Source organism: Streptomyces sp. NPDC005302 (genome assembly GCF_040607345.1).
Taxonomy (GTDB): Bacteria; Actinomycetota; Actinomycetes; order Streptomycetales; family Streptomycetaceae; genus Streptomyces.
Genome location: NZ_JBEXGN010000029.1, coordinates 22,230 through 38,584, shown reverse-complemented (window position 1 = coordinate 38,584; position 16,355 = coordinate 22,230). Strand labels below are relative to the sequence as shown.

The 16,355-nt window shown below is 72.9% G+C and carries 16 protein-coding genes; 7 read left to right on the top strand and 9 right to left on the bottom strand.

Going from position 1 to position 16,355, the window contains the following annotated elements:
- Positions 1–43: 43 nt before the first annotated feature.
- On the top strand, positions 44–916 hold the full coding sequence (locus ABZT74_RS31125) for a LysR substrate-binding domain-containing protein (RefSeq protein WP_356173789.1): 873 nt from the start codon (positions 44–46) through the stop codon (positions 914–916).
- A gap of 6 nt (positions 917–922) precedes the next feature.
- Here ABZT74_RS31125 and ABZT74_RS31120 read toward each other — a convergent pair whose 3' ends face one another.
- Entirely contained in the window at positions 923–1,900 is a 978-nt protein-coding gene (locus ABZT74_RS31120) for an Lrp/AsnC family transcriptional regulator (RefSeq protein WP_356440403.1), read from the bottom strand.
- Positions 1,901–2,146: 246 nt separating this feature from the next.
- Here ABZT74_RS31120 and ABZT74_RS31115 point away from each other — a divergent pair, with 246 nt between their 5' ends.
- From ABZT74_RS31115 to ABZT74_RS31100, 4 genes are all read left to right on the top strand, one after another.
- Complete coding sequence (locus ABZT74_RS31115) at positions 2,147–3,586, top strand: MFS transporter (RefSeq protein WP_356440400.1); 1,440 nt, start codon at positions 2,147–2,149, stop codon at positions 3,584–3,586.
- A 427-nt stretch (positions 3,587–4,013) separates the two neighbouring features.
- Positions 4,014–5,840, top strand: a complete 1,827-nt coding sequence (locus ABZT74_RS31110) for an AMP-binding protein (protein WP_355874093.1) — start codon at positions 4,014–4,016, stop codon at positions 5,838–5,840.
- A gap of 240 nt (positions 5,841–6,080) precedes the next feature.
- A complete protein-coding gene (locus ABZT74_RS31105; protein WP_355874290.1) occupies positions 6,081–6,872 on the top strand; it encodes an aldo/keto reductase in 792 nt (263 codons plus the stop codon).
- Positions 6,873–7,050: 178 nt separating this feature from the next.
- Positions 7,051–7,746: a glycoside hydrolase family 75 protein gene (locus ABZT74_RS31100; protein ID WP_355874096.1), complete on the top strand. Its 696-nt coding sequence runs from the start codon at positions 7,051–7,053 to the stop codon at positions 7,744–7,746.
- Between the two features lie 117 nt (positions 7,747–7,863).
- Here the strand turns inward: ABZT74_RS31100 and ABZT74_RS31095 are convergent, their stop codons facing one another.
- The 5 genes from ABZT74_RS31095 to ABZT74_RS31075 all read right to left on the bottom strand — a co-directional run bounded on the left by ABZT74_RS31095 (position 7,864) and on the right by ABZT74_RS31075 (position 13,012).
- A complete protein-coding gene (locus ABZT74_RS31095; protein WP_356173780.1) occupies positions 7,864–8,625 on the bottom strand; it encodes an SDR family oxidoreductase in 762 nt (253 codons plus the stop codon).
- A 235-nt stretch (positions 8,626–8,860) separates the two neighbouring features.
- Positions 8,861–9,796, bottom strand: coding sequence for a class I SAM-dependent methyltransferase (locus tag ABZT74_RS31090; protein ID WP_355874099.1), 936 nt, complete (start codon positions 9,794–9,796; stop codon positions 8,861–8,863).
- Positions 9,797–10,186: 390 nt separating this feature from the next.
- Positions 10,187–10,771: a TerD family protein gene (locus ABZT74_RS31085; RefSeq protein WP_356173777.1), complete on the bottom strand. Its 585-nt coding sequence runs from the start codon at positions 10,769–10,771 to the stop codon at positions 10,187–10,189.
- 100 nt (positions 10,772–10,871) lie between these two features.
- Positions 10,872–11,924, bottom strand: a complete 1,053-nt coding sequence (locus ABZT74_RS31080; protein WP_356440395.1) for a sporulation protein — start codon at positions 11,922–11,924, stop codon at positions 10,872–10,874.
- A 134-nt stretch (positions 11,925–12,058) separates the two neighbouring features.
- Positions 12,059–13,012: a YafY family protein gene (locus tag ABZT74_RS31075; protein WP_356173772.1), complete on the bottom strand. Its 954-nt coding sequence runs from the start codon at positions 13,010–13,012 to the stop codon at positions 12,059–12,061.
- Between the two features lie 39 nt (positions 13,013–13,051).
- Here ABZT74_RS31075 and ABZT74_RS31070 point away from each other — a divergent pair, with 39 nt between their 5' ends.
- Both ABZT74_RS31070 and ABZT74_RS31065 read left to right on the top strand, forming a co-directional pair.
- Positions 13,052–13,624 (top strand): hypothetical protein, encoded by a 573-nt coding sequence (locus tag ABZT74_RS31070; protein ID WP_356440392.1) that lies wholly within the window; start codon positions 13,052–13,054, stop codon positions 13,622–13,624.
- On the top strand, positions 13,621–14,112 hold the full coding sequence (locus ABZT74_RS31065; protein WP_356440389.1) for a hypothetical protein: 492 nt from the start codon (positions 13,621–13,623) through the stop codon (positions 14,110–14,112). Before ABZT74_RS31070 ends, ABZT74_RS31065 begins: the two co-directional genes overlap by 4 nt.
- A gap of 29 nt (positions 14,113–14,141) precedes the next feature.
- Here ABZT74_RS31065 and ABZT74_RS31060 read toward each other — a convergent pair whose 3' ends face one another.
- From ABZT74_RS31060 to ABZT74_RS31050, 3 genes are all read right to left on the bottom strand, one after another.
- Positions 14,142–14,858, bottom strand: a complete 717-nt coding sequence (locus ABZT74_RS31060) for a class I SAM-dependent methyltransferase (RefSeq protein WP_356440386.1) — start codon at positions 14,856–14,858, stop codon at positions 14,142–14,144.
- A 5-nt stretch (positions 14,859–14,863) separates the two neighbouring features.
- Positions 14,864–15,169, bottom strand: a complete 306-nt coding sequence (locus ABZT74_RS31055; RefSeq protein ID WP_355874119.1) for a 4a-hydroxytetrahydrobiopterin dehydratase — start codon at positions 15,167–15,169, stop codon at positions 14,864–14,866.
- Positions 15,170–15,283: 114 nt separating this feature from the next.
- Positions 15,284–16,354, bottom strand: a complete 1,071-nt coding sequence (locus tag ABZT74_RS31050) for an ADP-ribosylglycohydrolase family protein (RefSeq protein WP_356173765.1) — start codon at positions 16,352–16,354, stop codon at positions 15,284–15,286.
- Position 16,355 lies beyond the last annotated feature (1 nt).

Below are 16,355 nucleotides of genomic sequence, written 5' to 3'. Positions count from 1 at the left end.
CACCGTTCTGACTGTCATCACGTTCCGCGATAACGTGATCGACATGTACGACCCTTCGCAGCTGCGTACGTTCCTGGCGGTGGCGCAGACCCTCAGCTTCACCCAGGCCGCCCGGCGGCTCGGGGTGCGTCAGTCGACGGTCAGCCAGCACGTGCGCCGGCTGGAGGACGCGGCCGGGCGGCAGTTCTTCTCCCGGGACACGCACTCGGTGGAGCTCACCGAGGACGGCGAGGCGATGCTCGGGTTCGCGCGCCGGATCCTGGAGGTGCAGGAGCAGGCCACGGCGTTCTTCACGGGGACGCGGCTGCGCGGCCGGCTGCGCTTCGGTGCCTCCGAGGACTTCGTGCTGACCCGGCTGCCGGAGATCCTGGAGGGGTTCCGCTCCGACCATCCCGAGGTGGACCTGGAGCTGACGGTCGAGCTGTCCGGCACCCTCCACGAGCGGCTGGCGGCGGGCGATCTGGACCTGGTGCTGGCGAAGCGGCGGCCCGAGGACGCGGGCGGTCAACTCGTCTGGCACGACCACCTGGTGTGGATCGGCGCCCCGCGGCTGCGCCTGGACCCGGAGCGCCCGGTGCCGCTGATCGTCTATCCGCCGCCGGGCATCACCCGCGCCCTCGCGCTGGAGGCACTGGAACGCCAGGGCCGGTCCTGGCGCATCGCCTGCACCAGCGGCAGCCTGAACGGGCTGATCGCCGCGGCCCGCGCGGGGCTCGGCGTGATGGCCCACTCCCGGGGGCTCGTGCCTCCGGGGCTGGCCCGGGTCCCGGAGCGGGCGGGCCTGCCCACGCTGGGCGAGGTGGACTTCGTGCTGGTGCACGGGCGCCGGAGGCCGTCGGCGCAGGGGGCGGCGGACGCGCTCGCGGCGGCGGTCCTGGCGGGCGGCGACCGGCTGCACCGGGGGCGGCGGGGCTGAGGGAGGTCAGCGGGGCCGGGTGTACGTGAGCTGCTTGACCCGGCGCAGGAACGGTGTCGTCTCGACGTGCTGGACGCCGTCGAGCCGGCCGAGCGGGCCGCTCAGATAGGCGTAGAGGCCGGCCGTGTCGGGGACGACGGCGGTCACCACGATGTTGGAGGGGCCCGCCGTGGCGGAGGCGAAGGCGACCTCGTCGTGGGCGGCCAGGGCCTGTCCGACGGAGTGGAGGGCGGCGGGGGCCGCGGTGATCCACAGACAGGCGGCGAGAGGGTAGCCGAGGATCTCCGAGTGGTACTCGACGTCGATGTACACGGCGCCGGAGGCGAGCAGCGCGGACAGCCGGCGTTTGACGGCCGACTCGGAGCGTCCGGTGGCGCGTTGCAGCTCCGGGTAGGTGGCGCGGCCGTCGCGTTCGAGCGCGGCGACCAGCGGTTCGTCCTCGGGGTCGATCCGAGCGGGACCGTCGGTCGCCGGCCGCTCGGGGCGCAGTGCGGCGATCTGGTCGCCGGTCAGCGCGGTGAACTTGCCGGTCCAGCCGTCGGGTCCGCCGAAGAAGCGGTGGATCAGCTGGTGGGCCCGGATCTCCAGGATGCTCGGGGTGCGCGGGAGTTTGCCGAGCAGCAGGTCGTCGCGGTCGCCGGCGCTGCGCGGCCGGGTCATGCAGAGCACCTCGGTGCCGCCGGAGGCCAGGCCGATCCAGGCGGTGTCGGGGCGCTTGGCGAGGGCGTCGGCGATGGCCTCGACGCCGTCGGGCGTGCAGCGCAGCCGCAGCATCCAGTGGTCCTGGCCGAGCCGCTGGGCGTCCCGGACCGCGACGACCCGCAGGCCGCCCTCGGCGCACAGCCGGCGGTAGCGCCGGGCGATCGTCTGGTCGGAGGCGTCCAGCACCTCCCCGATCCGGCTGAAGGAGGCCCGTCCGTTCACCTCCAGGGCCGCGAGCAGTCGCAGATCGAGACCGTCGAGGCTGTGGGATTCCATCTCCATGCGACCCGTCCCTGTCGGATTCCGTCGGCCTTGGACCGGCGACCACCGCGATCGGCCGGCGCCACCCCATCGTACGGAGAAGCACGAGCCGACCGGCACGAAGGTGCCGGCGGGGTCGGCCGTATCGGCGTCGGCGCCCCGCGTCCTGACTCGGGGACGCACGGGGACGGACGCGGATCCGGCGGTACAGGGAGATGAGGACATGCGTAGTGGGGGCCGCTGACGGCGGTGTGCCTGGGCACGTTCATGTTGTTGCTGGACGTGACGATCGCGATCGTCGCGCTGCCGGACATGGCGCGGGGGCTGCACGCCTCGCTGGGCGATCTGCAGTGGGTGATCGACGGATACGCGCTGGCGCTCGCCGCGCTGCTGCTGGGGGTGGGGTCGGCCGCCGACATCCTGGGCCGGCGCCGGGTGCATGTGGCGGGCGTCGTGCTGTTCGCGGCGGCGTCGCTGTGGTGCGGGCTGGCGACCGGGCCGCAGATGCTGGTGACCGCCCGGGTGGTGCAGGGGGTGGGCGCGGCGGCGACGCTCGCGACGACGCTGCCGGTGCTCGGCTCGGTCTACCGGGGGCGGGACCGGTCCACCGCGCTCGGGGTGTGGGGCGCGGTCAGCGGCAGTGCCGCGGCGGTCGGCCCGGTGCTGGGCGGGTTGCTGACCGAGGGGCCCGGCTGGCGGTGGATCTTCTTCGTGAACCTGCCGGTGAGCGTGGCCGCGGTGTGGCTGACGCTGAAGGTGGTGCCGGAGTCCAAGGGCCCGCGCGGCCTGCGGATCGACTGGGCGGGCACGGCGGCGTTCGCCTGTTTCGCGGGAGCGACGACCTTCGCGGTGGTGCGTGCGGGGTCCGACGGCTGGGCGTCGGCCGTGACCACGGGCTCCTTCGTCGTCGCCGCCGTGTCACTCCTCGCCTTCGTCCTCGTCGAGCGGCGGGTGGCACAGCCGCTGCTCGATCTGGCGCTGCTGCGCAAGCCCGCGTTCGCCGGCGTGCTGCTGGGCGCGCTCGCCTTCAACGGGGCGGCGTTCGGCGTCATCCCGTACCTCTCGATCTGGATGCAGACGGTGCTCGGGCTGAGTCCGGTGCACGGAGGGCTCACCCTGCTGCCGATGACCGGCGCCTCGGTGGTCGTCGCGATCCTCGCCGGCAAGCTGCTGCACGGGGCCCCGGCGTGGCTCACGATCGGCGGCGGGCTGCTGCTGATCGGCTCGGGCGTCCTGTGCCAGGCGGTTCTCGACGCGGGCACGGGCTGGACGGTGCTGGTGCCGGGTCTGGGGCTCGTCGGGATCGGCGTCGGCCTCGTCGCCCCGGCGCTCGCGGGCGCCGCGCTCGCCTCCGTCCCGCAGGAGCGGGCGGGGATGGCGAGCGGCGCGGTGAACACGGTCCGGCAGCTCGGGTACGCGCTCGGGGTGGCCGCCTTCGGGACCGTGCTGATCTCCCGGATGCGGGACACGCTGTCGCACGACGCGGCGCACACGCTGGCGGGCGGCGGCGCCGGGGCGCTGCGGGGCAGGGTCCCCGAGCACACGCTGCGGGACGCGTTCGCCTCGGGGCTGGACACGGCGTCGGTGGCGGCCGGGGTGACGGCCCTGGTCGCGGGCGCGCTCGTCCTGATCCTGGTCCGGGCACCGCGCGCGGCGGCGAGCCCGGCGGGCGCCCCCGCGGAGAAGCTGCCGGCACCCCAGGGCTGAGACCCGCCCGCCCGAGCCGGTCCCGGACCGCGGGGACCGGCTCGGCACGCACTGCCCCGGCACCTCGCGCCCCGTGCCGGGCCGCCCGCGCCCCGCACGGGGCCTCCACGGGCCCCGGAGGCCGCCGCAGCCGGGCGGTGGTTCAGGAGGCCCGCGGAGAGGGTTCACACCGCCGCGGGACGGGGAGGATCCCCTCCGGCGCGGGTGGCTCCGCGGACTGGTCCGGGGTCGTACAGATTCCGTGGAGATTGCGGACCCGAAACCTACGGAACCGTAGGCAATTCTGTCCGGCCCTTCCCCTTGTGCGGGCATTTCCTCGGCTGACCAGTGCGGACGCCGTGCCCGTCGGCTGTTCGAGCCCCCTCCCGTCCGGTCCCGGGGTGGGGTAGCTTTCACGGCGCTGTGCGGAGCGCCACGAGGAGCGGTATTGCGCGAGTTCACCAACCCCCCGTTGGCGTCGGCGCCGCCGGTGGGCGGCCTGGCCGACGTCGTCTTCGAGTATGCCCAGGAGGATCCGCTGCGCATCGCGCTCGGCCGTAAGGACGAGCGGGGAGAGTGGCGCGACGTCACCGCGGCCGAGTTCCGCGACGAGGTCCTGGCCCTCGCCAAGGGCCTGCTCGCCCAGGGCGTCCGCTTCGGCGACCGCGTCGCCATCATGTGCCGCACCCGCTACGAGTGGACCCTCTTCGACTTCGCCCTGTGGACGGTCGGCGCCCAGGTGGTGCCCGTCTATCCCACGTCCTCCGCCGAGCAGGTCTTCTGGATGCTGCACGACGCGCAGGTGTCGGCGGTCATGGTGGAGCACGAGGACCACGCGATGACCATCGCCACGGTCGTCGACCGGCTGCCGTCGCTGCGGCAGCTGTGGCAGCTCGACGCCGGCGCGGTGCACGAGCTGTACGAGGCCGGGGCGCACATCGACGACGACGTGGTGCACCGGCACCGCCGCGCCGTCACCCCCGAGTCGACCGCGACGATCATCTACACCTCGGGCACCACCGGGCGGCCCAAGGGCTGTGTCCTGTCGCACGAGAACTTCATGTTCGAGGCGGACACCGTCATCGAGCGCTGGGAACCGGTCTTCCACTCCAAGCGCGGCGACGAGGCGACCACCCTGCTGTTCCTGCCGCTCGCGCACGTCTTCGGGCGGATGGTGCAGGTGGCCGCGGTACGCGGGAGGGTCAAGTTCGGGCACCAGCCGCAGCTGAACGCGGCCGCGCTGCTGCCGGACCTGGCCGCCTTCCGGCCGACCTTCTTCCTGGCCGTGCCCTACATCTTCGAGAAGGTGTTCAACGCCGCCCGTCGCAAGGCCGAGAAGGAAGGCAGATCGGGCCCCTTCGAGAAGGCCGTCGACATCGCCGTGCGCTACGCGGACGCCATCGAGGCGAAGGCCTGGGGCATCGGCCCCGGCCCCTCGGCGAGCCTGCGCATGCAGCACCAGGTCTTCGACAAGCTCGTCTACTCCAAGGTGCGGGCCGCGATGGGCGGCCGGGTCAAGCACGCCATGTCGGGCGGTTCGGCGATGGACCGGCGGCTCGGACTCTTCTTCGCGGGCGCGGGCGTCGTCATCTACGAGGGCTACGGGCTCACCGAGTCCACGGCCGCCGCGACCGCCAACCCGCCCGAGCGCACCCGCTTCGGCACCGTCGGGCAGGCGATCCCGGGGACCACCGTTCACATCGCGGACGACAGCGAGATCTGGCTGCACGGCGGCAACGTGTTCCAGGGCTACCTGAACAACGACAAGGCCACGGACGCCACCCTGCACGACGGCTGGCTCGCCACCGGTGACCTCGGTTCCCTGGACGAGGACGGCTACCTCACGATCACCGGGCGCAAGAAGGAGATCCTGGTGACCTCCGGCGGCAAGAGCGTCGCGCCGGGCGTGCTGGAGGAGCGGGTGCGTGACCATCCGCTCGTCGCGCAGTGCATCGTGGTCGGCAACGACCGCCCGTACATCGCCGCGCTCGTCACCCTCGACTCCGAGGCGGTCGAGCACTGGCTCCAGATGCGGGGCAAGCCGCAGCTGGCCGCCGGCGACCTGGTGCGCGACGCCGATCTGGAGACCGAGGTGCGGCGCGCCGTGGTCGCCGCGAACACGCTGGTCTCGCAGGCCGAGTCGATCCGTACGTTCCGGATACTGGCCCACCAGTTCACCGAGGAGCACGGACTGCTGACCCCCTCGCTGAAGCTGAAGCGCAAGGCGATCGAGAAGGCGTACTCGACGGAGGTCGAGGCGCTGTACCGGGCGTAGCGGCCGGTCGGTACGGGCGCGGTGCCCGGCGGGGTGGGCCGGGGCGGTGGCGTGGGCAGGCGCGGTGCGGTGGGCCGGCGCGGTGGGCCTTTCGGCCAATCTGCATTTCACAGGACCGCGGGCCCGGTCAGGAATGCATCACGGGCCGTGATCGTTGACGATGGGCGTACCACCCGACGACTGAAGGATCGAGAGCTCGTGAGCAAGGTCCCCCCGATCATCCTGAACAACGGCGTCGAGATGCCGCAGCTGGGCTTCGGTGTCTGGCAGGTGCCGGACGACGAGGCGGAGCGGGCGGTCGCCACCGCGCTGGAGTCCGGGTACCGCAGCATCGACACCGCGGCGATCTACGGCAACGAAGAGGGCACCGGCAAGGCCATCGCCGCGTCGGGCGTCCCCCGCGAGGAGCTCTTCGTCACCACCAAGCTCTGGAACAGCGACCAGGGGTACGACTCCACGCTGCGTGCCTTCGACGCCTCGCTGGAGAAGCTCGGCCTGGACCACGTGGACCTGTACCTGATCCACTGGCCGATGCCGTCCCGCGGCACGAACATCGACTCGTTCAAGGCCTTCGAGAAGATCTACGCCGACGGACGCGCCAAGGCCATCGGCACGTCCAACTTCCTGCCGGACCACCTGGCGAAGCTGATCGACGAGACGTCCGTCATCCCGGCCGTCAACCAGATCGAGCTGCACCCGCACCTCCAGCAGCAGGCCGCCCGCGAGTTCCACGCGGAGCAGGGCATCGCGACCGAGGCCTGGTCGCCGCTGGGCCAGGGCAAGGGGCTCCTGGAGGTCCCGGCGATCGTGGCCATCGCCCAGAAGCACGGCCGCACGCCCGCACAGGTCGTGCTGCGCTGGCACATCCAGCTCGGCAACGTCGTGATCCCGAAGTCCGTGACCCCGTCACGGATCAAGGAGAACATCGAGGTCTTCGACTTCTCCCTGGACACCGAGGACATCGCGGCCATCTCCGCCCTGAACGAGGACCGCCGGCTCGGCCCGGACCCGGCCACGTTCGAGATCGGCTGACCGGCCCGCACCCACCGCCACCGCCGGCCCGGACGCTTCGACGCGTCCGGGCCGGCGGTGTTTTCCCACCCTGGACCGGACCAACTCGGCGGAAGCTCTTGACGCGGTCATGTAAGGAGGGCCACCTTGTACGGCAACCCAGTAAGGAAAGTTTCCTAACAGAAGGGTTTCCCCCACAGTGCGCACTCGAACACTGACCCTGTCCGCGGCCGCCTGCGCCGCGCTCCTCGCCGGCGCCGCCCTCCCGGCCCAGGCTTCAGGAACCGTCAACCCCCGCTCGGCACAGGAGGGTTCGGTCAGCGCGGCCTCCCTGCTCGCCAAGGTGACGTCCTGTTCACAGATCTCCAGCGGCAAGTACCGCACCGACGAGGAGACGTCGGCCACGATTCCCGTCTGCGGCAAGAACGGCGCCGTGTTCTGGAAGGCCGACATGGACATCGACTGCGACGGCCAGGTCACCAGCAAGTGCAGCGGCGACACCGACCCCTGGTTCCAGGACGACACGGCGTTCCACCAGTCCAACGGCCAGCCCCTGCGCGCCGACTCGCTCCCCTACGTCGTCGTGCCGTCCACCAGCAGCATCTGGAAGTACACGAGTTCGGGCATCAAGGGCGGCGGCGTGGTCGCCGTCGTCTACAACAACAAGGTCGAGTACGCGGTGGTCGGCGACACCGGTCCGACCAGCATCATCGGCGAGGCCTCGTACGCCACGGCGAGCGCGCTCGGCATCGACCCCGACCCGGAGACGGGCGGCACCGACTCCGGCGTGACGTACATCCTGTTCAAGAACTCGCAGGTGTCGCCCATCGAGAGCCACACCGCGGCCGTGACGCTCGGCAACTCGCTGGCCCAGCAGTTCCTGGCCAACAACTGACCCGACGCCACACCACCGTCGGCCTCTTCCCGCGGCATGCCCGCGGGAAGAGGCCGGCCGTCGGTCCGCGGAGCCGGTGAGGCCGTTCGCGCGGCACGGCCTCACCGGTCGCCGGGCTCAGGCGGGCTGGCCGATCGGACGGACCACCACCGTGTTCACGTCGACGCCCGCCGGCTGTCCGACGGCCCACACGATCGATTCGGCGAGCTGGTCCGCCGTCAGGAGATGTCCCGGCGGCAGGCTCCCGTAGCTGTCCCAGAACGGGGTCTCGACCCGGCCGGGGGAGATCAGGGTCACGCCCACCCCGAACTCCGTGACCTGCCGCCGGGTGTTCTCGGCGAGCCCCGTCACCGCCCACTTGGTGGCGCCGTAGATGTTGCCGGGCGTGTTCACGTGCCCCGCCACGCTGCCGATCAGCACGATGCGGCCTCGGCTCTCCTTCAGCGCGTCGATGGATGCCCTGATGAGCAGCGCGGGCCCGAGCACGTTGGTCAGCACCATCTCGGACCAGCCGGCCGGGTCGCCCTCCGCGACCGTGTCGTGCGTCGCGAAGCCCGCGTTGGCGACGACGGTGTCGAGCCGCCCGAACTCCTTGAGCGTCGCCTCGACCGCCGCCCGCACCTGGTCGTACTCGGCCGCGTGCCCGACGATCGTCAACAGCCCTTCGGGCTTGCCGAGTTCCTCCGCGAATCCGCGCAGCCGCTCCGCCCCGCGCCCCGTGACGGCCACCCGGTGCCCGGCGCCGAGCAGCCGCCGCGCGACCGCCGCCCCGATACCGCTGCCCCCTCCGGTGATGAGGGCTACGGGGGCATCGGTGCCGGCGTCGGCGTGACCGCCGGAGCCACTGTCGATGCCGGTGTCTGTCTCGGTGCTGGTCATGGTCTACCCCCATGGAGTCCGGCCGGCCGCCTCACCGACGGCCTGTCCACCGACCCGATCCGGAACACGGACGGATGCACGGCGGACCAGGGGAGTCCATCACTTGGAGCGTTCTCGATGTCAAGTGCCCACGACGGTACGGGACTTGTTCGATAGGTCCGTCGTCTCGCAAGTCCGTGCCCTCGGGGATGCCCCATTTCACGGAACGTCGCCCGCCAGGGGTGCCCGCCGGCCGCTACTCCGGCTTCACGCCCACATGCATCGTCATCGCCGTCAGGACGAACGTGTCGGTGCGGTGGTGGACGCTCGCCTTGTCGTCCGGGTCGAGGAGGCGGTCCAGGGTGGCGATGTCCTCGGCGGTGAGGCCCTCGGCGAGGCCGTCGCGCCGGCGGGTGAGGGAGGCGACGGCGAAGGCGCGGGCCTCGTCCGGGAGGGGGGCCGGGAGGTCGACGAGGAAGGTGCGGGTCGCCGTGTGGCGCAGGCCGACCGCGGTGAGCAGGGCCGGCCAGTCCTCCGTCTCGGACACCGCGCCGGGCAGTTCCTCCCGCATCCGCGTGAACCACTCGTCGTGCACGGCGTCGACGCGGGCCTGCAGTCCGGGCCGGCCGATGCCGATGTCACGCGGCAGGAACCGTGTGGGCAGGCCGCCTTCGAGGAGCGCGAGCGTCCCGCCCGGAGCCAGACCGCGGACGAATCCCGCGAGGGCGGCGCGCTGGTCGCCGACGTGATGCAGCGACCTGCTGGCCCACACCAGGTCGGCGGGGTACTCCACGTCCGCGATGCCGTCCTGGAGTTCGGCCTCCACGGTGCTGAAGCGGTCGGCGACGCCGAGGCGTGCGGCGCGGGCCCTGGCCTCCGCGAGCAGCGGTTCCGCGCCGTCCACGGCGACGACCCGCGCGCCGGGGAAGGTCTCGGCGAGCAGACAGGAGATGACGCCGGGGCCGCTGCCCGCGTCCACCACCAGTCCGGGCTCGGGCCGCTGCTCGCGCAGCCACCGTGCGGCCTCGGTGTAGGCCGGGGAGAACAGCTCCGCCTCCTGCACGAGCAGGGGAAGCATCTCGGCGAAGTCCACGTGGGTATGGCCCCGGCCGTGCGCGTGGTGGTGTGCCGGGGCGCCGGCCGTGCCCTGGTGGTGCGCCGGGTCGTGGCCGTGGTCGTGGTCCTGTGCCATGGCGGAAGCCTCTCTCTCGGAATGCCGACAGCGTGCCCGTCACTCCCGGAAACGGCCAGTCGCCTTGCTCGAACGGCAAAAAACGCCAGGAGAGAGAGGGGCCTCCGGCGGGGCCCGTGCCACAAGCCGAAGGGGGCTACGCGCGGTAGGTTCCCGCGATCCGTCGGGGGCCGGGGCGCGCGCCCGACCCGCAACGGGGGGGGCGGGGCGATCGTCGAGTGGGGCACGGGGAGCTGTCCGCCTGGCCCGGGGCTCCGGGGAAGGCGGCGGCCCCCTCCGGCGAAGGGGCCGCGCAGCCTCACACCGTCGCGGGCGACGTCCGGCCGGCCACCGCGGGCCGCGCTGCGGCCCCGGTGCCCGGGCCGGCCGGCAAGGGCCGCGGCCCGTCGGTCACTTGCTGACGGCGAACCGCATGAGGGCGTTCTCGTCGCCCTGCTTGATCTTCCCCGTCAGGTTGATCACCTGGAGCTTCCAGGCACTGCCGTCGCGCTGGGCCTTGGCCACGGCGCAGCCGTTGTCCTGCGACAGCAGGCTCGGCCAGATGTCGGCGACCTGCGTGCTGCTGCCCCCGGTGGCGTCGTACACCTTGAAGCTGATGTTGCGCGCCTTCTGGAAGGAGCTGCCCTTCTTGTAGGCGGCGGCGATGAACACGATGGACGTGATGTTCGGCGGGACACGCGCGAACTCGACGGTCACGGTCTCGTCGTCGCCGTCGCCGCGCCCGGTCTGGTTGTCGCCGCTGTGCAGCAGGGAGCCGTTGCCCATCGGGTCGAGGGAGTCGAGACCCGCGAGGCGCACCGGTTCGCCGCCCTGCATGGCGATGGCGATCAGGTCGAGGTCGGTTCCACTCTTGCGGCGGAGCGCGCCCAGCACCCCGCCGCTGCTTCCGGAGGTGGGGTCCCAGGACACCCCTATGGACAGGTGGGTGACACCGTCCAGATCCGCCGGGCCGTCTTCCTTGGTGAGCGTCATCATGCGTGGATCATCCTCTGCGAGATGGGACTGCGTCAGGCAAATTGTGCCTGGGGGCTTTCGGCCCGTGAGCCGGGGTCGTCGATCCGGGGCGTACCACGCCCTATCCCTCGTCCTCCCCCTCTCCCCCGTCGTCGTCGTGCTCGTCCTCTTCGTCGTCCTCACCCTCGAAGAAGTCGCCGATCTCGTCGACGACCTCCGCGGCGACCATCCCGCCGACGACGCCCACGGCCACACCCGCGGCTCCGGCGGCGATCGCCGTGCCCATGCCCGGTCCCGACCGGTGACCGCCGTGCGGCTCCGCGTGGCTGTCGTGCCCACCGGCGTACGGGTCCGGATCCGCGTACGGACCGTAGGAGCCGTAGGACCCGGATCCGTGGGCCTGGCGGTGCTCCACCAGGTGCCGGATCCAGCCGTCCACCTCGGCGTTCCAGTCGCGGCCGGCGATGTCGTCGTGGCCGACGGTGAAGTGGGTGAGGGTGTCGTGTCCCGAGCCGAGGAGGCCGCCGCGCCTGTCCGCCTCCAGGACGACCTCCGCCGCGGACCCGGTGGCGAGGAAGGTCAGCTCGATCTCGTGGACCGCGTGCGCGTACCGCGGTGGCGGGGTCAGCTCGATCTCCTGGTAGAAGGGCAGCCGTTGGCCCGTGCCGCCGATCCGCCCCCGTTCGAGGTCGGCGGACCGGAAGACGAAGCCCAGCTGTCCGAGGGCTTCGAGGATCGCCTCCTGGACGGGCGTCGGGCGCACCGCCAGCGGGTCCAGATCGCCCTTGTCCATCGCGCCGGCGAGCACCAGCTCGGTGCGCACGCCCAGGACGATGCCGAGCGGCTGACCGTGCAGCTCGCTGACCGGTGTCTCCCACGGGAGCGTCACCCGGAACGGCACGGACCGCTCCTCCTGCTCGTCGAGCCGGAAACCGCCGCCGACGGTGAACCGCTCGAACGTCACGAGGCCCTCGCTCTCCCCGTCCTCGTGCTCGGCCTCCACCCGGGCGACCAGTTCGAGGACGACGTGCTCGATCTCCGCGGCCGCGCCACCGCCTCTCAGGCGCACCTCGCCGGACAGCGACCCACCGGGCGGCAGCGCTCCGCCGTCCAGGACCGTGTCCACCGAGGGGCCGCCCACGCCGATCGCCCCGAGCAGCCGTTTGAACACCATGCCGGTGCCGCTCCTTCACTCATCGCACTGGTCGTCCCTGGCGGCAGACGCAACGCCGGCCGCCCTGTCAGAACTTTCCGGAGTGGCAAAGAAGTTCCCAAGTCGCCTGATCGGAGGTGGCGGACGGGACGTCGTCACGTACGCGGTGCGTATCTCCGGGCCAGTTCGGCGACCGTCGCGGCGAGGCGGGCGCGGAGTTCGGGGGGTTCCAGGACCTCGATCGCCGTGCCGAGGCGCAGGAAGTCGTCGTGGGCCCGGTCGACCGACTCGATGGGGACGGTGGCCCGCGTCCAGCCGTCGGCGTCCGGGCGGCCGTTGTCCTCGGCCGCCCGGCCGGTGAGGCCGCCGGGGTCCGCGCCGGGCGCGATCCGCACGACCGCCTCCGCCCGGTACAGGCGGTCGTGGAAGTCCCGCTGGTACCGAGCCCAGTACGCCGTGAGATCGAAGCCGTCGGGACGAGTGAACTCCTCCTCGGACGAGACGAGTTCGAGGATCTGGTCGACCCGGAAGGTGCGCGGACCCGGACCGGCGACGACGTACCAGCGGCCCGCCTTGAGGACGAGACCGTACGGCTCCAGACGGCGTTCCACGTCGGTGGGCTCGCGCCAGCGGCGGTAACGGACGTGCAGGACGCGGGTGTTCCAGACGGCGTCCGCGACGGCGGCGAGGTACGGGGTCGCGTCGGCGTCCGCGTACCAGCCCGGCGCGTCCAGGTGGAAGCGTCCGGAGACCCGGTCGGCGTGCTCCCGCAGCTCCCGAGGGAGGGCGGCCCGCACCTTGAGCTGGGCGGCCGCGAGGACGGCGCCGAGGCCGAGTTCGGCGGCCGGTCCGGGCACCCCGGCGAGGAAGAGTGCCTCGGCCTCCTCGGTGGTGAGACCGGTGAGGCGGGTGCGGTAGCCGTCGAGGAGCCGGTAGCCGCCCGCGTGGCCCGCGTCCCCGTAGAGCGGTACGCCCGCCGAACTCAGTGCCTCGACGTCGCGGTACACCGTCCGGACCGACACCTCCAGCTCCTCGGCGAGCTGGGCCGCGGTCAGCCGCCCGCGGGTCTGGAGCAGCAGGAGGATCGAGACGAGACGGCTGGACTTCACTGACACAGGATGTCAGTGAAGCGGGCCTAGCGTCCTGCCATGACTTCGACGACCTCCATGGATTCCACCGATTCAGCCGGCTCCGCCCGATCCGCCGGTTCCCCTTCCGCGCCTCCCGCCTCCGGGTCCCCCGGCGGCTTCCGGGAGAAGCTCCTGACCGTGCCGCCGCCCATCGAGGTGGCGGGGCGGTGGATCAAGCGCTACCACGTCACCGCCGACCCGGCCGGCATCGAGCCCGAGGTCGAGCGCGCGGCGTACGCGGCGCTGCCGGGGCTGCTGCCCGAGCCCGACGGCACTCCCCCGGCCACGTTCGTCGTCCTGCACCGGGGCGCGGACGACGGCGCCTATCTGAACGCCTACAGCTGGGTGTGGGACAACGTGCTGCACTTCCGGGGCGCCGCCGCGGGCCAGCCGGTGCTGGGCTGCCCCGACCGGGACCCGACCCGTTTCATCCGTCCCGACCTCCCGTGGATCGGCTGCGTCTGGGAACTGCCGCCGATCCTGCACGAGCGGGACGCCTGGGTTCGACACCTGCTCGCCCCCGAAGTGCCCGACCTGGAAGGCTACTTGGCCGACTCGCTGCACGAGGGAACCACAGGGGGCCGCTCATGAGCACCGCCCGCGACACCGCTGCCGCCCCCCGCGACTTCGACTTCCTGCACGGCGACTGGGACGTCCTGAACACCCGGCGTACGGACTTCCTCGATCCGGACAGCGACTGGGTCCGGTTCCCGGCGACCAGCCGCTGCTGGAACCTGTTCGGCGGGGCGGCGAACCTCGACGAGCTGGACGTGCCGGTCCAGGGCTGGAAGGGACTCACCCTGCGGCTCTTCGACGTGCAGAGCGGGCTGTGGTCGCTGAACTGGTCGTCCAGCCGCAGCGGCAGGCTCTTTCCGCCGGTGCTGGGGAGGTTCGGACCGGACGGACGGGGGGTGTTCCTCGGGGACGACACCCACGACGGCAAGGAGGTGCGGGTGCGCTACGTGTGGTCGGGGATCTCGGCGACCACTGCCCGCTGGGAGCAGGCGTTCTCGCTGGACGGCGAGAGGACCTGGCTGTCCAACTGGGCGATGGACTTCACCCGGCGGACGGCCGACTGAGCCACGTCACCCCGTCGTTCAGGGCGGGTTCAGGGCCGGCGAAAGGCCCGCAGGGTGAACTCGGGTTCCGGGCGGGGGCCGTCCGGGTCGGGCAGCGCCTCGACGCGGTCGGCGAGCCGGTGGCCGCCGAGGGCGTACAGCGCGCCGGAGCGGACCTGCCGCGCGACGTGGCGCGGGGTCCGGCCCTGACCGTGGCCCCGGAACAGGGCTGTCCCGTCCGGTGTCAGGCCGTGCTCGGCGGCGTAGGCGCCGACACGCGCCGATCCGTCGGCCGCGTACCCGGCGCGGTAGGGCGCGCACAGCGCGTCGATGTCGCTGCCCACGTCGTGGGCGGCGGCCTTGTCGACGGTGGTGACGAGCACGCCGCCGGGGCGCAGCAGCCGGGCGGCCTCGGCGACCACGGGCCGCGCGTCGTCCAGCAGATGCAGCAGCCAGACGACCGTGACCGCGTCGAACGACCCGCCCGGGAAAGGGAGTCGACGGGAGTCGGCGCGGACGACGGCGCCGGGGAGACGTGTCGCGGCCCGGCGGGCCATGCCGTGTGCCGCGTCCGCGCCGAGGGCCCGGAGCCCGGGCCGCCCGGCGGCGAGCCGCCGGGTCACGATGCCGGTTCCGCAGGCCAGGTCGAGGAGCGTCCGGGCGCCGTCGGGGACCAGGGTGAGGACGGCGTCGGCCGCCGCGGCGGCCCGGGGCTCACCGCCCCGCGTGGCGTCGTACCGGTCGGCTTCGCTGTCGTAGTCCAGCACGTGGGTCAGTGTGCCCCGTGGCCCGGCGCGAGGTCCTCCACCCTGCGGGCGAGATCGAAGTCGAGGGCGGTGACGGCGCCGCCGACGCTGTGCGTGTTCACGGTGAGGGAGATGGTGTTGTAGCCGAGCGTGAGGTCGGAGTGGTGGTCGAGCTCCTCCTGCACCTGGGCGATGTGCACGACCATCGCGGTCGCCGCGAAGTGCGAGGCGAGCCGGTAGGAACGCGCGAGCCGGTCGCCGTCGAGGGACCAGCCGGGCAGCTCCGCCAGCCGCTCCTCGATGTCCTGCTGCGCCAGCGGTTCGACGGCCATGAGCGGGTTCCCTTCGTACGGCGGAGCGGGGGACGTTCCCTCAGCGTGCCACAGCCCCGCGGACACGGCCGGGCACCACCGGGCACCCGCGCGGGCCCGCCGGGCCGCCCCGCCTCAGCGGCGGACGCACTCCGCGGCGAGGTCGTCCGCCAGGAGGGTGATGGTGGCGCGGCCCTCGACCTGCTCCACCCACTCGTGCGGCAGCCCGTGGTCGCCGTGCAGGGCGCCCAGGAGGTTGCCGCACAGCGAGCCGGTGGAGTCGCTGTCGCCGGAGTGGTTCACGGACAGCAGCAGCGCGTCGGTGACCCTGTGCTCCGCGAGGGCGCAGTACACGGCGATGGCGAGGGCCTCCTCGGCGATCCAGCCCGCGCCGAGGGACTCGACCTTCTCGGCGCTCGGGGCGCCCTCGGAGGCGAGGTCCAGGGCGCGGTTCAGCGCCGCCGTGGTCTCCTCGTGGGCCGGGTGACGGGCGAGCAGCCGGAGCGCGCGCAGCACCGCGCCCTCCAGGGAGTCCCCGGCGACGAGGTGGCTGACGATCGCGGCGAGCGCGCCGGACGCGTAGGAGGCGGTCGGGTGGCCGTGGGTCATCTGCGAACAGCGGGCGGCCATGGCGAACGCCGACCCGGCCGAGGTCCGGGTGAGCCCGAAGGGCGCGGAGCGCATCACCGAGCCGCATCCCTTGGAGTCCGGGTTGACGGGTCCGGGCGGGCCCAGCTCGCTCGCCGGGTCGGGGCAGTACTCGCGCTCCTGGAGCCCGGAGAGGCAGGCGTTGCCGGGTGCCCGGCGGGCGTACAGCCAGGGCTGCGCGGCGAGTCCGCCGCGCGCGTCCGGGGCGGGTCCGGGCGCGGTCTGGGTGTCGAGCCAGCGTCCGTACGCCATGCGCACGAGCCGGGACCAGCCGCCGCCGATGCCCTTGTGCCGCTCGCGCGCGTGCGCCTGCTGGAGTCCCTCCACGGTGAACAGGGTCATCTGGGTGTCGTCGCTGACCAGGCCGACGGCGCCGGTGCCGTCGGCGACCGGGCCCCGCACCCCGCGCGGGCCGTGCGCCGCCCGGATGCCGGCCAGCGCGTCGAACTCGACCGGGTAGCCGAGGGCGTCACCGACCGCGCCGCCCAGCAGACAGCCGCGGACGCGCGCCCGGTATCGGGCCTCCGCCTCCCAGGACAGGTTCCCCAGCTCGTTCACG

Coding starts and splice junctions, on each gene's coding strand:
- ABZT74_RS31125 (WP_356173789.1), top strand. CDS start 44: ATGTACGACCCTTCGCAGCTGCGTACGTTCCTGGCGGTGGCGCAGACC.
- ABZT74_RS31120 (WP_356440403.1), bottom strand. CDS start 1,900: ATGGAGATGGAATCCCACAGCCTCGACGGTCTCGATCTGCGACTGCTC.
- ABZT74_RS31115 (WP_356440400.1), top strand. CDS start 2,147: ATGTTGTTGCTGGACGTGACGATCGCGATCGTCGCGCTGCCGGACATG.
- ABZT74_RS31105 (WP_355874290.1), top strand. CDS start 6,081: ATGCCGCAGCTGGGCTTCGGTGTCTGGCAGGTGCCGGACGACGAGGCG.
- ABZT74_RS31095 (WP_356173780.1), bottom strand. CDS start 8,625: ATGACCAGCACCGAGACAGACACCGGCATCGACAGTGGCTCCGGCGGT.
- ABZT74_RS31090 (WP_355874099.1), bottom strand. CDS start 9,796: ATGGCACAGGACCACGACCACGGCCACGACCCGGCGCACCACCAGGGC.
- ABZT74_RS31085 (WP_356173777.1), bottom strand. CDS start 10,771: ATGATGACGCTCACCAAGGAAGACGGCCCGGCGGATCTGGACGGTGTC.
- ABZT74_RS31080 (WP_356440395.1), bottom strand. CDS start 11,924: ATGGTGTTCAAACGGCTGCTCGGGGCGATCGGCGTGGGCGGCCCCTCG.
- ABZT74_RS31070 (WP_356440392.1), top strand. CDS start 13,052: ATGACTTCGACGACCTCCATGGATTCCACCGATTCAGCCGGCTCCGCC.
- ABZT74_RS31065 (WP_356440389.1), top strand. CDS start 13,621: ATGAGCACCGCCCGCGACACCGCTGCCGCCCCCCGCGACTTCGACTTC.
- ABZT74_RS31055 (WP_355874119.1), bottom strand. CDS start 15,169: ATGGCCGTCGAACCGCTGGCGCAGCAGGACATCGAGGAGCGGCTGGCG.